Below are 18,149 nucleotides of genomic sequence, written 5' to 3' on the forward strand. Positions count from 1 at the left end.
CCTATAGAAGAGTAACCGCGTGTCCAGCCTCACTTCCCAAGACGCCGCCAACGCCCGTCGCCAAATGCGCAGACGCCGCCTGCAGGCGTTTCTTTTCGTGGTGCCGCTGCTGCTCTTCATCCTTTTCGCCTTTGTCGCGCCGATCACCACGATGCTGTTCCGCAGCGTCTACAACCCCACCGTGGCCGAACTGGTGCCCGAAACGCTGGAGATGCTCGAAGACTGGGAGGGCGAGAGCCTGCCCGACACGGCGGTCATCACCCAGATGGCCATCGACATGAAGCGCATGGCGAACAACCGCACCTCCGGCAGGTTCGCCGATGAGATCAACCGCGCCCTGCCGGGCATGTCGAGCGTCATCAAATCCACCGCCCGGGGCCTGCGCCGCGCCGAGGATGCCGAGCTTGCCGCCAATGGCGCCGAGATGCTGCTGGAAAAGAACGACCGTTGGGCCAAGCCCGCCACTTGGCGCGCGATCCGCAGCGCCGGGCAGGTCTATACGTCGAGCTACTACCTCACCGCTGTCGATATGGAATACGACTCCGAAGGGGACATCGTCCAACGCGACACACAGATTTACAAACAGCTCTACACCAAGACGCTGAAGATGGCGCTGATCATCACCGGGCTGACGATGCTGCTGGGCTATCCGCTGGCTTTCTACATGTCGCAGGCCAGCCCCGCGACAGCGAACTTCCTGATGGTCTTTGTCCTGCTGCCCTTCTGGACCTCGCTCTTGGTGCGCACCACCGCGTGGATCGCGCTGTTGCAAGCCGGGGGCGTGGTGAACTCCTCCCTGCTCTGGGCCGGGCTGATCGATGAGCCCATTGAGCTGCTTTACAACGAATTCTCCACCATCCTCGCCATGACCCACATCCTGCTGCCTTTCATGGTGCTGCCGCTCTACGCGGTGATGCGCGGGATCGATTCGAGCTTCATGCGCGCGGCGATCTCCATGGGGTCGAACCCCATTGGCGCGTGGTACAAGATCTACCTGCCGATGAGCCTGCCGGGCCTCTCTGCCGGGGCGCTCTTGGTCTTTATCATCTCGGTCGGCTACTACATCACGCCCGCGCTGGTGGGCGGCACCGATGGGCAGATGATCTCGAACATCATCGCATTCCACATGCAGGTGTCCAACAACTGGGAACTGGCGGCGGCCTTGGGCTCGCTCCTTCTGATCCTGATCCTCGTTCTCTACTGGCTGTTCGACCGTTTCGTCGGCACCGACAACCTCAAGCTGGGATGACGTCATGAGCCAACTGCCCGACTATTACACGATCTGGCACAAGGCGGGGCACTATGGCCTGCGCATCATGGCGGGGCTGGTGCTGGTCTTCTTGATGCTGCCGATCCTCGTCATCATGCCGCTGTCGTTCAATGCCGAGCCCTTCTTCACCTTCACCCAAGGCATGCTGTCGCTCGACCCCGACGCCTATTCAACGCGCTGGTATCACGAGATCGTCGACGATCAGAAATGGCGCATCGCGATCCGCAATTCCTTTGTCATCGGCATCGCGGCGGCCAGCATCGCGACTGTGCTGGGCACGCTGGCGGCGGTGGGCCTCGCCTCGCCTTGGATGCCGTTCAAACGGGTGATCACGGCGTTGCTGCTGTCGCCCATGATCGTGCCGCTGATCATCATCGCCGCGGGCATGTTCTTCTTCTACACGCAGTTCAACCTCGTCGGCACCTTCACCGGGCTGATCATCGCCCATGCCGCACTTGGCGTGCCCTTTGTCATCATCACCGTCACCGCCACGCTCAGCGGCTTCGACCGGTCGCTCTTCGTCGCGGGGCTGAGCCTCGGCGCTTCGCCGATTAAAGTGTTCTGGGACGTGGTGATTCCGCTCATACGCCCCGGCGTGATCTCGGGCGGGCTTTTTGCCTTCGTGACCTCCTTCGACGAGGTGGTGCTGGTGCTCTTCCTTGCAGGACCAGAGCAGCGGACGATTCCACGGCAGATGTTCTCGGGCCTGCGCGAGCAGATCAACCCGACGATTCTCGCGGTGGCGACGCTGCTGGTGGTGCTCTCGGCGACGATGCTTTTTGTGCTGGAAGCCCTGCGCCGACGCTCGGCCCGGCTGCGCGGGCAGGAATAGGCGAAACCGCCCGGGGGCGGCACCAAACACCTGATCCATAACCATTTAAGGAGGGGGGTGAATGGTGAGCCGTGATGGGTTCGAACCATCGACCTACTGATTAAAAGTCAGTTGCTCTACCAACTGAGCTAACGGCCCACTAGGCGGGTAACTAGAAATTACGGGCGGCAGGGTCAAGCCCTTAATTACGAAAATCTTGCGAGATGCTGGATTAGTTTTCATGCCGGGGTTATATGCGCCGAATGTACAGCGATCAGACCCCCGGATTGCCCTTCATGAAGATGCATGGGCTTGGCAATGATTTCGTCGTGTTCGATGCACGCGCGGAAGGAATCGACGTGACCCCGGCGATGGCACAAGCCATTGGGCACCGGCAATTTGGCGTGGGATTCGATCAGCTTGCGGTGATCACGCGCGGGACGGGCGACGCGCATCTGACCTTTTACAACAGCGACGGCTCCCTCTCCGCCGCCTGCGGCAACGCCACCCGCTGCATCGCGCGCTATCTGATGGACGACACAGGCCGCGATTCGCTGCATCTGACCACCGCGCGTGGCGATCTGGCAGCGAAAGACGCCGGGGGTGGCCTGACCTCGGTCAACATGGGCCATCCGCAGCTAAAGTGGGACGAGGTGCCGCTGGTGCGTGAGATGGACACGCTGCACCTGCCGATCGACGGCGACCCGGCAGCCACCGGCATGGGCAACCCGCATTGCACCTTTTTCGTGGAAGACGCTGAGGCGGTGGACCTCTCCGACCTCGGCCCCCGCGCCGAGCATGATCCGCTCTACCCTGAGCGCACCAACGTGCAGGTCGCGCAGATCGTCGGACCGGACCACATCCGCATGCGCGTCTGGGAACGTGGCGTCGGCGTGACGCTCGCCTCGGGTTCCTCCTCCTGCGCCACCGCCGTGGCCGCCGCGCGCAGGGGCCTCACGGGCCGTGCCGTGCGGATCGATCTCGACGGCGGCACGCTGCATATCGACTGGCGCGAGGATGGCGTCTGGATGACCGGGCCGACGATGCATGTCTTCTCCGGCAGCCTCACCCCCGCATTTTTGGAGAGCCTGACATGAGCGCCCCGATTTTCAGCACCATGGGCTGCCGCCTCAACGCCTATGAGACCGAGGCGATGAAGGAACTCGCCGAGCAGGCAGGGCTGGAGAACGCCGTGGTGGTCAACACCTGCGCGGTCACGGCCGAGGCGGTCCGCAAGGCCCGTCAGGATATCCGCAAGCTGCGCAAGGCACATCCCGAGGCGCGGTTGATCGTGACCGGCTGCGCGGCGCAGACCGAACCCGAAACCTTTAACGCCATGCCTGAAGTCGACGCCGTGATCGGCAACACCGAGAAGATGCAGGGCGCGACATGGCAAGGCATGGCCGCCGATTTCATCGGCGAGACTGAGACCGTGCAGGTCGACGACATCATGTCAGTGACCGAGACCGCGGGCCACCTGATCGACGGATTCGGCACCCGCAGCCGCGCCTATGTGCAGGTCCAGAACGGCTGCGACCACCGCTGCACCTTCTGCATCATCCCCTATGGCCGCGGCAATTCGCGCTCGGTGCCCGCGGGCGTGGTGGTGGACCAGATCAAGCGGCTGGTAGACAAGGGCTTCAACGAGGTCGTGCTGACCGGGGTCGATCTGACCTCTTGGGGCGCCGATCTGCCGGCGACACCAAAGCTCGGCGACTTGGTGATGCGCATCCTGAAGCTGGTACCCGACCTGCCGCGGTTGCGGATCTCCTCGATCGATTCGATCGAGGTTGATGAGAACCTGATGAAGGCCATCGCCACCGAGCCGCGCCTGATGCCGCATCTGCATCTGTCGCTGCAGCATGGCGACGACATGATTCTCAAGCGCATGAAGCGCAGGCACCTGCGCGACGACGCGATCCGCTTTGCCCAAGAGGCCCGCGCGGTGCGCCCCGATATGACCTTCGGCGCGGACATCATCGCAGGCTTCCCGACCGAGACCGAGGCGATGTTCGAGAACTCGCTGAAACTGGTCGAGGAATGCGACCTCACATGGCTGCATGTCTTCCCCTACTCCGCCCGCCCCGGCACCCCCGCGGCGCGGATGCCCGCGGTGAACGGTGCGGCGATCAAGGAACGCGCGGCCCGGCTTCGCGCGGCTGGCGAACGGCAGGTGCGACGGCATCTTGAGGCGCAGGTCGGGCGCACACATGACGTGTTGATGGAGAACCCCCACATGGGCCGCACTGCGCAGTTCACCGAGGTGAGCTTTGCCGCGCCACAGGTTGAGGGGGAGATCGTGCGGGCTGAGATCACCGGGATTTCAGGCAATCAGCTGACCGCCTAGCGCGAAGGACATCGCCCTCCCTGGGGAGGCGATGCAACAAGGCTATCTGCCAATAGCCCGCCACACCGGAAACGATCCTGCATTCTGCAACGCTGCAAAATCGCCTTCCAAGGGAGGGAGGGCGATGCCCGCTGTGCCACCGGGCAGGGCGTGCCGAGAGGTTTTAGGCCAAGTGGCCGCCATCATAACGCATGGCCACAAAAAAGGGCGCCGGTTTCCCGACGCCCTTCTCATTTCCAAAAGCCGTGGCTCGATCAGCCGTCCTTGCGGCGGTTCTTGACCGGCGCCCAGAGCTTCTTGTTGGTCAGATAGAGCAGGACCGAGAGCAGACCCAGCAGAACAACCCCGGCAAAGCCAGCTTGTTTGCGTGCGCCCAGCTTCGGTTCGGCAGTCCACATCAGGAAGGCAGAGACATCCTCGGACATGTGCTGCACGTCATTGGCATGTTCATCCGCGAACTCGACCAGCCCATCGGAGAGCGGGGGCGCCATGGCGATCCAGCCGCCGGGGAAAACGGTGTTCTCGTAAAGAACCGTGCCCGCCTGCTCTTTCTCTTTGCCGGTGTAGCTGGTCAAAAGCGCGGTGATATACTCCGGCCCGCCGATCCCTTTGAGGAACTGGTTGATGCCCAGACCATAGGGGCCTTGGAACGCAGCACGCTTCTTGGCCATCAGCGACAGGTCTGGCGCGTTGGACAGGTTGGAGCCGGGGAAGTGATCGACCGGGGTGCCGGGGCGGAAATCGTCCAGTTCGGCATCATAGACGTCATAGCCCTTGGCGTATTCGATCACCTGCTCTTCGGGCATGTTCGGACCGCTTTCGTCCGCCAATGTCCGCATCGCGACATATTCCAGACCGTGGCAGGCTGCGCAGACCTCGGTATAGATCTGCAGACCGCGCTGAAGCTGGTTTACGTCGTAACCCCCGAACGGGCCATCGAAGGAAAAGTCGATGTCGTCGATATGCGGCGTGGCGTGGGAATCATTGGCCTCGTCGCCGAGACCGTCTTCGCCCGCGTGATCGTCGGCATGGTCGTCCGCGCCGTGATCATCGGTTTCCATGACACCGACATTGGGGTCGTCGCTATGCGCTTGCCCGTCGACGTCATCCTCGGCGATGACTTCGTTTTCGGCGTTTTCCTCGGCTGTCGACTGCACTTCGTCAGTGGAGTCGACTTCTTCGGCGGGGGCTTCTGCTGCGTCCTCGGCGGAGACCTCTTCAGGTGCTTCCGCGTCAGCCGCATCCTCGGTGGCGGTCTCTTCGGCCGGAGCCTCTTCCGCGACGGGTGCTTCTTCGGCAGGTGCCTCCTCAGTTGTCACCTCGGCAGCCGGCGCTTCTTCAGTGGTGGCGTCCTCGACGGGGGCCGCCTCAACCGCAGGCTCTTCAGCCGGGGCCGCTTGGGCCTCGGGTTCGACAACCGTAACGTCAGCTTCCGCCGGCGCTTCCTCGGCAGGCGCTTCTTCAGTTGTGGCGTCCTCGACAGGGGCCGCCTCAACCGAAGGCTCTTCCGCCGGGGCCGCTTCGGGCTCGGGTTCGACAACCGTCACATCATCTTCCGCCGACGCTTCCTCGGCAGGTGCTTCTTCCGCTACCGGTGCTTCGGCAGGCGCGGTTTCCGCTTCGGCCTCCGGCGTTTCCGCCGGAGTGGTCAGCAGTTCTTCTTCCGTCGCCGTGTCCTGTGCCAGCACTGCCGTTCCCGGCAGGGCGAGGCCCAGAGTGACCACGGCAGAAAGGAGGTTGGTCTTCATCATGGTCATGATCCTTATTCCGCCGGGTTCACAAGCGTCTTGGTGCCGCCTGCCTTGGGCGCATAATGCGCGTCAAAGTCGGCTTCGATGGTTTCAGGCTGCGCCAAGGGCTTCTCGATCACACCCAAAAGGGGCAAGATGACAAGGAAATAGGCGAACCAATAGGTTGCTGCGATCAGCGAGAAGGTCGCATAGGGCTCCTCTGCGGGCATCGCACCCAGCCACATCAGGGCGAAGAAGTCGATCACCAAGAGGGCGAACCACCATTTGAACATCGGACGGTACCGGCCCGAGCGCACGGAGGAGGTGTCGAGCCACGGCACCAGCGCCATCACGGCAATCGCCCCGAACATCGCCAGCACGCCGAAGAATTTGGCGTCGATGATGCCACCGGTCACGAAGGACGCGATTTGCACGACCCAAACCTCAGAGGTGAAGGCCCGCAGGATCGCGTAGAAGGGCAGGAAGTACCATTCCGGCACGATGTGTGCAGGTGTCGCCAGCGCGTTGGCTTCGATGTAGTTGTCCGGGTGGCCCAGATAGTTCGGCATGAAGCCCACGACAGCGAAGAACAGCGTCAGGATCACAGCCAGCGCGAAGAGGTCCTTGATCACGAAGTAGGGCCAGAAGGGCAGCGTGTCTTTCTTGGCGTCTTCTTTCGAGGTGCGGCGCACTTCGACCCCGGTGGGGTTGTTGTTGCCGGTGGTGTGGAAGGCCCAGATGTGCAGCACCACGAGGCCCGCAATCACGAAGGGCAGCAGATAGTGCAGCGAGAAGAAGCGGTTCAGCGTCGCGTTGTCCACGGCGGGCCCGCCCAGGAGGAAGGTCTGAAGACCCTCGCCCACGAAGGGGATCGCGCCAAAGAGGCCGGTGATCACGGTCGCGCCCCAGAAGGACATCTGACCCCAAGGCAGCACGTAGCCCATGAAGCCGGTGGCCATCATCAGCAGGTAGATCAACATGCCGATGATCCATGTGATCTCACGCGGGGCTTTATAGGAGCCATAGTAGAGACCACGGAAAATATGCGCATAGACCGCGATAAAGAACAGCGACGCGCCGTTCATATGCAGGTAGCGGATCATATAGCCGCCGTTCACGTCACGCATGATATGCTCGACCGAGGCGAAGGCCAGGTCGACATGCGGCGTGTAGTGCATCACCAGAACGATGCCGGTGATGATTTGCAGTGCCAGACAGAAGGTCAGCACGATGCCCCAAATCCACATCCAGTTCAGGTTCTTGGGCGTGGGGATCATCAATGTGTCGTACAACAGGCCAACGATGGGAAGGCGGCGATGCAGCCACTTTTCGCCGTTCGAATTCGGCTCGTAATGGTCGTGAGGAATTCCAGACATCTCTCTTCCGCTCCCTTAACCCAGTTTGATCGTGGACTCGTCCACGAATTCGGCGACAGGCACCGGCAAGTTGCGCGGCGCCGGCCCTTTACGGATGCGGCCCGCCGTATCGTAGTGCGACCCGTGGCAGGGGCAAAACCAGCCGCCAAAGTCGCCAGCATCACCCAAAGGCACGCAGCCAAGGTGCGTGCAGACGCCCATCTGAACCAGCCATTCGCCGTTTTCGTCCAAGGCGCGGTTGGCGTCTGTGGCGGGTACGTCGCCGCCCAGGTTGGCGTTCTGCGCGATGGGGTCAGGCAGGCTGGACACGTCAACACCGCTTGCCTCTTCGATCTCGGCCTCGGTGCGGCGGCGAATGAACACCGGCTTGCCCAGCCATTTCACGGTCAGCTGCGTCCCGACTTCGACGCCGGAAACATCCACACGAATGGACGACAGCGCCTTTACGTCGGCAGAGGGGTTCATCTGGTTGACCAGCGGCCAGACGGCGGCACCAACGGCGACGGCACCTGTACCGGCTGTCGCGTAATACAGGAAATCCCTCCGGGTGCCTGCGTGTTCTTCTGCTTGGGACACGGGTTTACTCCAATTCTTGGCCAACTTTGGCCGACAGACATAGGGGTGGCGTCACCTTGCCACCTGACTTCTCGCCGCTATCTACCGGGATGGACCGCGCCCGTCCAGATGTCAAAGCCGCGCATCTTGGATCAACCGCGCCACAACGCGGCAAAAATACCGCGATTGTGGCAATATCATTACGGCGCGCTTACTGCGGCGGCGCGGTATGGGTCATCGCAGGGCGCGAATCAAAGGCATCGAACCATGCCGCCAGATCGGGGTTTCCGGCCCGCCAGTCCCGCGCAGCATGGCGAAAATCGATATACCCCAAGGCGCAGCCAAGCGCGATTTGCCCCATGTCCAAAGGCCCAGCCAAATGCGCAGCCCATTGATTGTTAAGCGTCTTACAGGCCCGGTCGACCTTGCCCCACTGGCCTTCGACCCATTCCGACATGCGTTTGTCTTCGGGGCGCAGCTTGCCCTCATAGACCATGGCGAGCGCGGCATCGAGCATCCCGTCCGCCGTGGCCTCCAGCGTCAAAGTGTCCCACCTGCTTGTGCCTTGGGGGTACAGCCCCGCCCCGGCGCGGTCATCCAAATAGGCGCAGATCACCCGGCTGTCGTACAGCGTGCAGCCGTCTGGCCGCTCCAGCGCGGGCACTTTGGTCAGCGGGTTGCCCGCGGCAAAGCCCTCAGCCGGAGCCAGCGGCGTGCCCGATGTCGGCTCCAGCGCGACATCGTCAAGCTGGCCGGTCTCATGCAGCAGCACCATGACCTTGCGGACATAGGGCGAGGTTGGAGAATAAAATAGTTTCACGTGAAGTCCCCCCTTGGTTGCCCGCACTATTCAACGGCGCCGCGCCAGACGCAACGGCGATCACACCCCGCGCATCAAGGCCGCCATCACCGCCGGATCCGTGCCGAACCCATGCGCCGCCATCTGCTCCGCCGCCGCCAGACGCACGGCCGCATCCTTGTTCTGGCCCAGCTTCCATGTGCCGTCGACCCCGGTGACGCGGAGCTGGCAAGGCACGATCATCCGCAGCATCTTGTCCCGCGCCTCGGGGGTCATCTTGTCCATCTTCCACGGGGTCTTTGGGGCCAGCCGCGCCTCGTAAATCGCCGATTGCCGTGCCAGCAGATCGGGCAATTCCTCTGCCGGGCGCAGCGCGAGCCTGCCGGTCAGATGCACGGCCACATAGTTCCATGTCGGCACCTGATCCTCGATCCCGTACCAGTCGGGCGAGACATAGCTGTCGGCCCCCGTCACCGCCAAACGCACCGGCTGCGGGGTTTTCAGCGCCCGCGCGATGGGGTTTGAGCGCACCAAATGCAGCTCCGCCAAATCCCCGGCTTCGTTCAGAATGAAGGGCACATGCGCCATCAACGGCCCCTCGTCGGCGTTTATCGCCAACACGCCAAAACCGACGTCACGGGCAAAGGCGAGGTTCCGGTCGCGGCCCTCTTTGCGGAAAATCGGATTGGGGTGCATGGTGCCTCCTATGCGTTTCTTTTGGTATTGCAGAGCCTTGCGCAACTTGGCAACCTGACATCATTCTCAGGGCGGGGCGGAATTCCCCACCGGCGGTAAGCGGTCCCCGCAAGCCCGCGAGCGGCCTTTTCGAAGGTGTCAGCAGATCTGGTGCGACTCCAGAGCCGACGGTCACAGTCCGGATGAAAGAGAATGCGAACAAAGACGAGGGCGAAGCCCCGGTCTTTGCGCGTGATCGCCTTGGGTGGACGTGTCTGAACCTAAAGGAGATCACCATGACACAAGAACGTTCCGCCCGTTTCGCCTTTGTGCGCGCAAGCTGGCATGCGGATATCGTCGACCGCGCCTATGACGGGTTTACCGAAGTTATCGACGCCGCGCAGGTGGAAAGCTTTGCCGTTCCCGGGGCCTTTGAACTCCCGCTCATGGCCCAGCGTCTGGCCAAGACCGGGCGCTACGACGCCGTGATCTGCGCGGCCTTCGTGGTGGATGGCGGCATTTACCGGCATGACTTCGTAGCGCAGACGGTGGTCGATGGGCTGATGCGCGTGGGGCTCGACAGCGACCTGCCGGTGCTGTCAGTCTCGCTCACACCGCACCACTATCAGGAAACGGATCATCACAACGCGATCTACCGCGACCATTTCGTCACCAAGGGCCGCGAAGCCGCGCAAGCTGCCCTTGGCATGACCCAAGCGCTGGAGACGTTTTCTTCAAAAGAAAACGGCGCGGAAATTTCAAAAATTTCCGCCGCCTAGCCGAGATAGGCGCGCAGGGCCGGGGGCGGGTTGTCAAGCAATTCCGCCGCCGGTCCCGGCGCATGAGCGCGCCCGCCTTCGACAAAGATGACCTCATCCGCGATGCGGCGCACGTCATCGGGGGCATGGGTCACCATGATCAGCCCCGCGCCGGTCTCGCGGGCGAGGTCTTGGACCAAATCCAACATCTCGACTCGCAGCGCCGGACCAAGGGCGGCGAAGGGCTCATCCAACAGCACCCATGGCCGGGCCTGCACTAACACCCGCGCCAGCGCCACGCGGCTTTGCTGCCCGCCCGACAGCGCGCCGGGGCGTTTGGCGGCGTGATCGCTGAGCCCCACCCGCGCGAGGGCGGCATCGACCGCCTCCCGATCCGCCGCTTTCAGCCGCAGGTCGGGGCGCAGGCCAAGGCCGACGTTCTGCCGCACGGTGAGATGCGGGAATAGGTTGTTGTCCTGAAACAGCATCGTCATGCCGCGCTGGCCGGGATGTTGTTCCGTGATCTCCTCCCCCTCCTGCAGCAGCCGCCCCGCCGCCACGGGCACAAACCCACAGATTGCCGCCAGCAGGGTCGACTTGCCCGACCCCGAGGGGCCGATCACCGCGTAGTTGCGCCCCTGCGCCAGCCTCATATCGGCCACGAGGGAGAACTCGCCCCGCTCAATGCGCATGTCTTCAAGCGTCAGCATGCCAGCGCCCCCATTTGTCGCAGATGAAAAACACCGCCAGCGCCAAGACCAGCAAAAGCAGCGCTGCTCCCGCCGCGGCCTCCATCCGGTAGGCGCCCATCAGACGGTACATCTGCAAAGGCAGCGTCGCACGTTCCTGATCGGCGAAAAGCGCGATCACGCCGAGATCCCCCACCGAGAACGCCCCCGTCAGCCCGGCAGCAAAGCCCAATTGCGGGCGCAGACGCGGCAGGACCAGCAGCCGCCACAGCGCCCAACCCGTCATGCCGAGGGTTTGGGTCAGGGGGCCATAATCCTGCAAGGTCTCGCGCAGGCGCGGCACCAAAATGCGCAGCACGAATGGCAGCGCCATCAGCGCGTTGACCAAGGCGGTGACCGGCAGGCTCAGCCGCGCCGGGTCCAGCACAGGGTTGATCAGGATGAACCACCCCGTGCCGATCATCAGCGGAGAGGCCGCAAGCCCCATCAGGCCAATCGCCTCAACCCCGCCGCGCCGCCGGGTGGCGATCCAGCCTGCCATCGGCAGCGCCAGCAGGGCCAGCACCGCCACACTCAACCCCGCCACCAGAATGCTATTCCCGGTGGCCTGCCAGACCGAGGCAGGCAGTTCCGCGACCCCCGTCAGACCGCGCAGCACCACGGCGCCCAGCGGCAGCAGCAAAAACAGCGCGGCGAGCGCGATCACCACCCCGTCCAACGCTCGCTGCACGCCGCCCCGCGCATCCCAGCGGCGCAGGGGGCGGTCCAACCCGCCGCCCAAGCTGATCGGCGGGATCAGCCAAAGCGCCGCCACCGCCGCAGCGCCAGCCAGAACAAGCTGCACCACGGACAGAAGCGCGGCGCGCCCCAGATCGAAGTCGAACCGAAAGGCCTGATAGATCGCCAATTCAATCGTCGTCGCCCGCGGCCCACCGCCCAGCGTCAGGGCCACGGCGAAACTGGTCAGGCAAATCACGAAAATCAGCGCCGCCACACCGGGCAGCACCTGCCGCAGCATCGGCCATTCCAGCGCCAGAAACAGCGCCCGCGGCGTCATCTGAAGCTGCCCCGCGAGCCGAAACCGCTCGGACGGGATGCTCTGCCAGCCTTGCAGCAAAAGCCGCGTCGCCAGCGGCAGGTTAAAGAAGACATGCGCCAGAACCACACCATGCAGCCCGTAGATCGACACCGGCGGCAGGCCCAGAGCCGCGCCAAATTGGTTCAGCACGCCCGACCGGCCAAAGACCGTCAGCAGCCCCAGCACCGCCACGATCACCGGCAGAATGAAGGGCGCGCCCAGCAGCGTGATCAGCGCCCCGCGCCCCCAGAACCGCCGCCGCGCCAGCGCCCGCGCCACCGGCACGGCCAGCAGCACCGAAAGCACCGCCGACCAAACCGCCTGTGTCGCGGTAAACCGCACCGCCGCCCAATCCGCCGGGCCAAGCCCTGCGCCCACATCGGCCGCCGCAAAGACGGCGGCCAAAGCGGCAAGGATCAGCTCCGCCACCAGCGCGGCGGCGAAAAGCCCCGTTTTGCCGCTTAACGCGACAGCGCGGTCAGCCATTCGTCCAAAGCCTCCTCACGAAGCGCGGGGACTTCGTCGTTCGGTACCAACAGCGCGTTGTCGGGCTGGATCATGCCCTCGAACCCTGCGGGCAGACCGCCTTCGGGCGTCACGGCGGGATACATCCAGTTGGTCGTCGGCAGCACCGATTGCGCCGCGTCGGAAACGAGATATTGCAAGAACTGATCCGCCAGTTCCGGCTGGTCCGACCCGGCGAGTTTCCCCGCCACTTCGATCTGCATGTAATGGCCCTCGTCGAACAGCGCTGCGGTCTTGCTGTCGTCCTCCTCCGCGATCAGGTGATAAGCGGGGGAAGTGGTGTAGCTCAGCACCATATCAGCCTCGCCTTCGAGGAAGAGGCCGTAGGCTTCGGACCACCCTTTGGTCACGGTCACGACGTTATCGGCCAGCCCCGCCCAGATCTCGGGCGCGGCGTCGCCATAGGCCGCTTTGACCCACATCAACAGCCCCAGACCGGGCGTCGAAGAGCGCGGGTCTTGGATCACGATTTTCAGATCGCTCTCGGCTAAGGCTTTGAAATCGGCGGGCGCGGCAAGGTCTTTGCCGTGGACAAAAGCGAAGTAGCCCCAGTCATAGGGCACAAAGACTTCGTCTTCCCAAGTGATCGGCAGGTCATAGTCGGCCTGCAACCCGCTCGGCGCAAACAGATCGGTCTCTTTCGCGGCGGCGACGAGGCTGGTGTCCAGCCCCAGCACGATATCCGCGTCCGACCGTGCGCCTTCAAGTTTGAGCCGCGCCAGCAAGGCCGCACCGTCGCCCATGCCGACGAATTTCAGATCGCAGCCGCATTCGGCCTCGAACCCCTCTTCGATGGCCGGGCCCGGCCCCCATTCGGTGACGAAACTGTCGTAGGTATAGACCGTCAGTTCAGGCGTCTCGGCCCATGCGGCCGATGCGCCCATGACGCCCGCAGCAAGTGTAAGATACTTCATCGCATCCTCCTTTTGCGGCGAAAGGTAAAAGGTGGATGTCTGTCCTGACCTTCCCTCCGCCGGTGTTAACCGGTTCAGGTTCAACGGGTCCGCACAACATGCACATCTCAGCCCAAAGGCCCCCCGAGGTAGCGTCAGGGGTAGATCGGACCTGCACAATTGGCAAGGCAAATCCCCTTGAGGCAGGGCGCTGCCCCGGCTAAGGGTTTGACAACAGGAGGTCCGCCCATGTCGATCAACAGCTTTGGCCATCTTTACCGGGTCACCACATGGGGCGAGAGCCACGGGCCCGCCCTTGGGGCGACCATCGACGGCTGCCCCCCCGGCGTGCCGATTGACGAGGGCATGATCCAACAGTGGCTCGACAAGCGCAAACCGGGCCAGAACAAATACACCACGCAGCGGCGTGAGGCGGATGAGGTGCGGATCCTGTCGGGCACCTTCGAAGGGGTTACCACCGGCACGCCGATCCAGTTGATGATCGAGAACACCGATCAACGCTCAAAAGACTACGGGGATATCAAGGACAAGTTCCGCCCCGGCCATGCCGACATCACCTATTTCCAGAAATACGGCATCCGCGACTATCGCGGGGGTGGCCGCTCCTCGGCCCGGGAGACCGCCGCGCGGGTGGCGGCGGGCGGTCTGGCGCGTGAGGCGATCAAGGCGCTGGCGCCGGAGCTTCAGATCACCGGCTACATGGTGCAGATGGGGCCGCATAAGATCGACCGCGATGCGTTCGATTGGGACCAAATCGACCAAAACCCTTTTTGGGTGCCGGATGCCAAGGCGGCGGCGGACTGGGCCGACTACCTCGACGGGCTGCGCAAGTCCGGCAGCAGCGTCGGCGCGATCATCGAAGTCACGGCGCGCGGCGTGCCTGCGGGTCTCGGCGCGCCGGTCTATGGCAAGCTCGACACCGATCTGGCCGCCGCGATGATGAGCATCAATGCCGTCAAAGGCGTGGAGATCGGAGAGGGCATGTCGGCGGCGATGCTGACCGGCGAATTGAATGCCGATGAGATCACCATGGGACCCGATGGGCCGGAATATTCCTCGAACCACGCGGGCGGCATCTTGGGCGGGATCAGCACCGGGCAGGATGTGGTGCTGCGCTTCGCGGTGAAGCCGACCTCCAGCATTCTGACCACGCGGCGCACCATCACCAAACAGGGCGAAGAGACCGAGATCATCACCAAGGGCCGCCACGATCCCTGCGTCGGTATTCGCGCAGTGCCGGTGGGCGAGGCGATGATGGCCTGCGTGCTGCTGGATCACCTGCTGCTGCATCGCGGACAGATTGGCCAGAACCGCGGCATAATCGGCCCCGAGGCGTGAGGATCAAAGCATGAAAGTCGATGATTTCTCCGCCCGCCCCGCCCTTGGTGTCGGTCTGAAAATCACGGCGATCCTGCTTTTCACCTGCATGTCCGCGATCATCAAATCGCTGGCCGACGAGGTCCCCGCCGGGGAGTCGGTCTTCTTCCGCTCCTTCTTTGCCATTCCAGTGATCCTGATCTGGCTGGCGCAGCGCGGCAAATTGAAAAGCGGGCTAAAGACGCAAAACCCGATGGGCCATGTCTGGCGCGGGCTCTTCGGCACCACGGCGATGGGGCTGACCTTTACCGGCCTCGGCCTGCTGCCCCTGCCCGAGGTCACGGCCATCGGTTTTGCCACACCGATTTTCACCGTCATCCTCGCCGCCGTGTTGCTGGGCGAGAAAATCCGCCTGATCCGCGTGAGTGCCGTGGCGATTGGGTTGGTGGGGGTGATGATCATCCTCTGGCCGCGTTTCACCAGCATCGGCACGATGGAGCAGACAGCCACCATCGGCGCGTTGCTGATCCTGATGGCGACGATGGTGCGCAGCCTCGTGCAGATCCACATTCGTCAATTGGTGCAGAACGAAGACACCGCCGCGATCGTCTTCTACTTCTCTTGCACCGCCTCCCTGCTGGCGCTTTGCACCCTGCCCTTCGGCTGGGTCATCCCCGATCTGCAAACCTTTGGCCTGCTGGTCCTCGCCGGGTTGATCGGCGGGGTGGCGCAAATCCTGATTACCTCGGCCTATCGCTTTGGCTCGGCCTCGATGCTGGCGCCCTATGACTATACCTCGATGCTTTTCGCCATTTTGCTGGGCTATGTCTTCTTTGCCGAGCTGCCCACAATGATGATGCTGGCCGGCGCGGCGCTGGTGATCAGCGCGGGCGCGCTGGTGATCTGGCGCGAGCGGCAATTGGGGATGGAACGGGGCAAGGCGCGGTCTGTCACCGATCCCAAAGCGTGATCGAATGCGGGCTTTCGCCCGGCCCGGCCTCTCCCTATGGTGCCCCGAAACCGGATAGAGGAGATGACCGATGAGCGACGCGGATCCGAAAGATCACAAGGAAAAGATGCAGCAGCGTCAGGCCGAACAGCGCGCCAAGGTGGCCGAGTTGCAAGACCCGGACAAGGGTCTGGTGCTGGTCCATACCGGGCCGGGCAAGGGCAAATCCTCTTCCGCCTTCGGCGTGGTGGTGCGCGCGCTTGGCTGGAAACAGCGCGTCGGCGTGGTCCAGTTCATCAAAGGCAAATGGAAAACCGGCGAACGGTTGTTCTTTGAACGGCTGGACGAGGTGACATGGCACACGATGGGCGAAGGCTTCACTTGGGACACCCAAGACCGCAACCGCGACATCGCCGCCGCCGAGGCCGCATTTGGCAAGGCGCGCGAGATGATGGAGAGCGGCGACTATGACCTTGTGGTGATGGATGAGATCAACATCGCCATCCGCTATGAATACCTCAAGATCGAAGACGTGATCGCCGGGCTGGACGCCCGCGACAGGCGCACCGCCGTCGTGCTGACAGGCCGTGACGCCCGGCCCGAGCTTTGCGACTATGCCGATCTGGTGACCGAAATGTCCGAGGTCAAACACCCGTTCAAAGCGGGCATCAAAGCACAGCGCGGCGTCGACTACTGAAACAAAAAGGATCGCCCGCTTCCGGGCGATCCTCTCACTCAGCCATGCAGAGGGCGCTTAGATCGCCGCCCCCTTTGGGTCGAGCGTCACCGAGTAGAGCTCGGTATCGGCGCGGTCCATCAGGCGCACTTTCATCTGCCGGGTCTTGGCGTCGATATCGACCAAGCCAAAGAATTGCAGACCGGCGGAGGGCGGCAGGTTCACCTGACCTTCTTCGGGGGCTTTGACGTATTTCAACTCGGGGCCAAAGGTGCTGTCCAATTCGTTCGGGCCAAAGGTGCCCGCGTGCAGCGGGCCCGAGACGAACTCCCAAAACGGGTCAAAGTCCTGAAACTGCGCCTTGTCGGGGTTGTAGTAATGCGCGGCGGTGTAATGCACATCCGCCGTGAACCAGACCACGTTGTCGACCTGCGCGGTCTTGATGAAACGCAGCAGCCCCGCGATCTCTTGCTCGCGCCCTTTTGCGGCACCATCGTCGCCATTGGCAACCGCCTCGGCCCCGCCGCCGACGACCAGACCGATGGGCATGTCGCAGGCGATGACCTTCCATGTGGCCGTCGAATTGGTCAGCTCCCGCTTGAGCCATGCCATCTGCTCGGCCCCGAGGATATCCGTGGCCTGCGACATCTCGGTCTGCATGTTCTCGCTGTTCGGCCCCCGGTAGCTGCGCAGGTCGAGGAAGAAGACATCCAGCATCGGACCGTAGTTGATCTTGCGGTAGATCCGACCCGGCTCGGCGGGGGTGATGCGCAGCGGGGTCATCTCATGGAAGGCCTGCGAAGCACGAGCGGCGAGGACATGGATCGACTTCTCGCTATAGCGGTCGTCTTCCATCAGGCTGCGCGAGGAGGACCAGTTGTTCACGACCTCATGGTCGTCCCATTGCATGAAGGTCGGCACATGGGCGTTCATCTCACGCACATGGTCGTCCATCAGGTTGTATTTCCACTGACCGCGGTATTCGTCCAGCGTCTCAGCCACCTTGCGCTTCTCGTCGATGATGGTGGTGTTCTTCCACATCGTGCCGTCGTCAAGCTGGACCTCATCCTCAAGCGGGCCATCGGCATAGATGGTGTCACCGGAATGCAGGAAGAAGTCGGGGCGGTGTTTGGCCATGGTCGCATAGGTGCGCATGCCCTCATCGTCGATGCCCCAGCCCTGACCGGCGGTGTCACCGGACCAAGCAAAGCGCACGTCGCGGCGCGCGGTGGGCGCGGTGCGAAACTGGCCGATGATCGGCTCGGAAGTGGCGTTGATGTCGCTCAGGTCCGCAGCGGTGAAGCGGTAAAAGATATCCTGATCCGAGGGCAGCCCTTCGACCAGACGTTTCACCGCCAGATCGTGGTTCGGCAACGCGTTCATCGGCGCAAGCTGGCGCGCGTTGGCAAAGCTTTCGGTGGTGGAGATTTCGACCTGCACCCGTGCCGGGCGGTCGGTGCGGGTCCAGATCATGCCGGACTGCGTGTCGACATCGCCCGATTGCACCCCATGGGTAAACACCGGGCGCGAGGCCGCACGGCTGACGCTGGGCATGGCAAGGCTTGCGGCAAAGGCGGTCGAGCCCGCCAGCACAGCGCGACGGGTCGGGCGGATCAGTTTAGTCATCGTGAGCTTCCTCTGAGGGTGGCGATGGCGGCACAGAACCCCCGGCGCATGACA

At 63.3% G+C, this 18,149-nt stretch carries 17 protein-coding genes, 1 tRNA gene and 2 riboswitches; of the genes, 8 read left to right on the forward strand and 10 right to left on the reverse strand.

Translation table 11 applies throughout. From position 1 onward, the window contains the following. Positions 1 to 19 precede the first annotated feature (19 nt). Both ACGYLQ_RS00100 and ACGYLQ_RS00105 read left to right on the forward strand, forming a co-directional pair. A complete protein-coding gene (locus tag ACGYLQ_RS00100) occupies positions 20 to 1,249 on the forward strand; it encodes an ABC transporter permease (RefSeq protein ID WP_394439540.1) in 1,230 nt (409 codons plus the stop codon). A 4-nt stretch (positions 1,250 to 1,253) separates the two neighbouring features. Beyond that, entirely contained in the window at positions 1,254 to 2,102 is an 849-nt protein-coding gene (locus ACGYLQ_RS00105; RefSeq protein ID WP_394439542.1) for an ABC transporter permease, read from the forward strand. Positions 2,103 to 2,164: 62 nt separating this feature from the next. On the opposite strand, the gene ACGYLQ_RS00110 is transcribed toward ACGYLQ_RS00105, so the two are convergent. Continuing rightward, positions 2,165 to 2,240 (reverse strand) — tRNA-Lys (locus ACGYLQ_RS00110). Between the two features lie 104 nt (positions 2,241 to 2,344). On the opposite strand from ACGYLQ_RS00110, the gene dapF reads away from it, so the two are divergent. Together dapF and mtaB are read left to right on the forward strand one after the other, a co-directional pair. After that, a complete protein-coding gene (gene dapF, locus ACGYLQ_RS00115) occupies positions 2,345 to 3,178 on the forward strand; it encodes a diaminopimelate epimerase (protein ID WP_394440225.1) in 834 nt (277 codons plus the stop codon). Next, a complete protein-coding gene (mtaB, locus tag ACGYLQ_RS00120; protein ID WP_394439544.1) occupies positions 3,175 to 4,428 on the forward strand; it encodes a tRNA (N(6)-L-threonylcarbamoyladenosine(37)-C(2))-methylthiotransferase MtaB in 1,254 nt (417 codons plus the stop codon). The genes dapF and mtaB overlap by 4 nt, the downstream gene beginning before the upstream one ends. Positions 4,429 to 4,682: 254 nt before the next feature. Here mtaB and ACGYLQ_RS00125 read toward each other — a convergent pair whose 3' ends face one another. The 5 genes from ACGYLQ_RS00125 to ACGYLQ_RS00145 form a co-directional block, all read right to left on the reverse strand. After that, complete coding sequence (locus ACGYLQ_RS00125; protein WP_394439545.1) at positions 4,683 to 6,179, reverse strand: cytochrome c1; 1,497 nt, start codon at positions 6,177 to 6,179, stop codon at positions 4,683 to 4,685. Between the two features lie 11 nt (positions 6,180 to 6,190). Then, entirely contained in the window at positions 6,191 to 7,534 is a 1,344-nt protein-coding gene (gene petB / locus ACGYLQ_RS00130; protein WP_209219596.1) for a cytochrome b, read from the reverse strand. 15 nt (positions 7,535 to 7,549) lie between these two features. Continuing rightward, positions 7,550 to 8,110, reverse strand: coding sequence for a ubiquinol-cytochrome c reductase iron-sulfur subunit (gene petA, locus ACGYLQ_RS00135; RefSeq protein ID WP_209219594.1), 561 nt, complete (start codon positions 8,108 to 8,110; stop codon positions 7,550 to 7,552). A 190-nt stretch (positions 8,111 to 8,300) separates the two neighbouring features. After that, positions 8,301 to 8,909: a glutathione S-transferase gene (locus ACGYLQ_RS00140; RefSeq protein ID WP_394439549.1), complete on the reverse strand. Its 609-nt coding sequence runs from the start codon at positions 8,907 to 8,909 to the stop codon at positions 8,301 to 8,303. 60 nt (positions 8,910 to 8,969) lie between these two features. Further along, positions 8,970 to 9,584, reverse strand: a complete 615-nt coding sequence (locus tag ACGYLQ_RS00145; RefSeq protein ID WP_394439551.1) for an FMN-binding negative transcriptional regulator — start codon at positions 9,582 to 9,584, stop codon at positions 8,970 to 8,972. A 58-nt stretch (positions 9,585 to 9,642) separates the two neighbouring features. After that, a riboswitch (FMN riboswitch) is annotated at positions 9,643 to 9,782 on the forward strand. 77 nt (positions 9,783 to 9,859) lie between these two features. Here ACGYLQ_RS00145 and ACGYLQ_RS00150 point away from each other — a divergent pair. After that, complete coding sequence (locus tag ACGYLQ_RS00150; RefSeq protein WP_394439553.1) at positions 9,860 to 10,342, forward strand: 6,7-dimethyl-8-ribityllumazine synthase; 483 nt, start codon at positions 9,860 to 9,862, stop codon at positions 10,340 to 10,342. On the opposite strand, the gene ACGYLQ_RS00155 is transcribed toward ACGYLQ_RS00150, so the two are convergent. The 3 genes from ACGYLQ_RS00155 to thiB are packed head-to-tail and all read right to left on the reverse strand — an operon-like array spanning position 10,339 to position 13,527. Then, complete coding sequence (locus tag ACGYLQ_RS00155; RefSeq protein ID WP_394439554.1) at positions 10,339 to 11,031, reverse strand: ATP-binding cassette domain-containing protein; 693 nt, start codon at positions 11,029 to 11,031, stop codon at positions 10,339 to 10,341. The two genes, ACGYLQ_RS00150 and ACGYLQ_RS00155, sit on opposite strands and share 4 nt — an antisense overlap. Further along, positions 11,018 to 12,574, reverse strand: coding sequence for a thiamine/thiamine pyrophosphate ABC transporter permease ThiP (locus ACGYLQ_RS00160; RefSeq protein WP_394439557.1), 1,557 nt, complete (start codon positions 12,572 to 12,574; stop codon positions 11,018 to 11,020). The genes ACGYLQ_RS00155 and ACGYLQ_RS00160 overlap by 14 nt, the downstream gene beginning before the upstream one ends. Then, positions 12,550 to 13,527 carry a thiamine ABC transporter substrate binding subunit gene (gene thiB / locus ACGYLQ_RS00165; RefSeq protein ID WP_394439559.1) on the reverse strand — a complete coding sequence of 326 codons (978 nt, stop codon included), beginning with the start codon at positions 13,525 to 13,527 and terminating at the stop codon, positions 12,550 to 12,552. Before thiB ends, ACGYLQ_RS00160 begins: the two co-directional genes overlap by 25 nt. A 34-nt stretch (positions 13,528 to 13,561) precedes the next feature. Next, positions 13,562 to 13,663: riboswitch (TPP riboswitch) on the reverse strand. Between the two features lie 92 nt (positions 13,664 to 13,755). Here thiB and aroC point away from each other — a divergent pair. The 3 genes from aroC (at position 13,756) to cobO (ending at position 16,490) form a co-directional block, all read left to right on the forward strand. Then, a complete protein-coding gene (aroC, locus tag ACGYLQ_RS00170) occupies positions 13,756 to 14,865 on the forward strand; it encodes a chorismate synthase (RefSeq protein WP_394439562.1) in 1,110 nt (369 codons plus the stop codon). A 10-nt stretch (positions 14,866 to 14,875) separates the two neighbouring features. Further along, positions 14,876 to 15,814, forward strand: a complete 939-nt coding sequence (locus tag ACGYLQ_RS00175; protein WP_067265788.1) for a DMT family transporter — start codon at positions 14,876 to 14,878, stop codon at positions 15,812 to 15,814. A gap of 70 nt (positions 15,815 to 15,884) precedes the next feature. Continuing rightward, on the forward strand, positions 15,885 to 16,490 hold the full coding sequence (gene cobO / locus ACGYLQ_RS00180; RefSeq protein WP_394439564.1) for a cob(I)yrinic acid a,c-diamide adenosyltransferase: 606 nt from the start codon (positions 15,885 to 15,887) through the stop codon (positions 16,488 to 16,490). Positions 16,491 to 16,547: 57 nt separating this feature from the next. Here cobO and ACGYLQ_RS00185 read toward each other — a convergent pair whose 3' ends face one another. After that, on the reverse strand, positions 16,548 to 18,095 hold the full coding sequence (locus ACGYLQ_RS00185) for an alkaline phosphatase D family protein (RefSeq protein ID WP_394439567.1): 1,548 nt from the start codon (positions 18,093 to 18,095) through the stop codon (positions 16,548 to 16,550). Positions 18,096 to 18,149: the final 54 nt, after the last annotated feature.

Origin of the sequence: Sulfitobacter sp. 1A12779 (assembly GCF_043557315.1) — a bacterium.
Classification (GTDB): Bacteria; Pseudomonadota; Alphaproteobacteria; order Rhodobacterales; family Rhodobacteraceae; genus Sulfitobacter; species Sulfitobacter faviae.

Bases quoted from the DNA above. Each gene is read 5' to 3' on its own strand.
- ACGYLQ_RS00105 (WP_394439542.1), top strand. From the start codon at position 1,254: ATGAGCCAACTGCCCGACTATTACACGATCTGGCACAAGGCGGGGCAC.
- dapF (WP_394440225.1), top strand. From the start codon at position 2,345: ATGTACAGCGATCAGACCCCCGGATTGCCCTTCATGAAGATGCATGGG.
- mtaB (WP_394439544.1), top strand. From the start codon at position 3,175: ATGAGCGCCCCGATTTTCAGCACCATGGGCTGCCGCCTCAACGCCTAT.
- ACGYLQ_RS00125 (WP_394439545.1), bottom strand. From the start codon at position 6,179: ATGATGAAGACCAACCTCCTTTCTGCCGTGGTCACTCTGGGCCTCGCC.
- petB (WP_209219596.1), bottom strand. From the start codon at position 7,534: ATGTCTGGAATTCCTCACGACCATTACGAGCCGAATTCGAACGGCGAA.
- ACGYLQ_RS00145 (WP_394439551.1), bottom strand. From the start codon at position 9,584: ATGCACCCCAATCCGATTTTCCGCAAAGAGGGCCGCGACCGGAACCTC.
- ACGYLQ_RS00150 (WP_394439553.1), top strand. From the start codon at position 9,860: ATGACACAAGAACGTTCCGCCCGTTTCGCCTTTGTGCGCGCAAGCTGG.
- ACGYLQ_RS00155 (WP_394439554.1), bottom strand. From the start codon at position 11,031: ATGCTGACGCTTGAAGACATGCGCATTGAGCGGGGCGAGTTCTCCCTC.
- ACGYLQ_RS00160 (WP_394439557.1), bottom strand. From the start codon at position 12,574: ATGGCTGACCGCGCTGTCGCGTTAAGCGGCAAAACGGGGCTTTTCGCC.
- thiB (WP_394439559.1), bottom strand. From the start codon at position 13,527: ATGAAGTATCTTACACTTGCTGCGGGCGTCATGGGCGCATCGGCCGCA.
- aroC (WP_394439562.1), top strand. From the start codon at position 13,756: ATGTCGATCAACAGCTTTGGCCATCTTTACCGGGTCACCACATGGGGC.
- ACGYLQ_RS00175 (WP_067265788.1), top strand. From the start codon at position 14,876: ATGAAAGTCGATGATTTCTCCGCCCGCCCCGCCCTTGGTGTCGGTCTG.
- cobO (WP_394439564.1), top strand. From the start codon at position 15,885: ATGAGCGACGCGGATCCGAAAGATCACAAGGAAAAGATGCAGCAGCGT.
- ACGYLQ_RS00185 (WP_394439567.1), bottom strand. From the start codon at position 18,095: ATGACTAAACTGATCCGCCCGACCCGTCGCGCTGTGCTGGCGGGCTCG.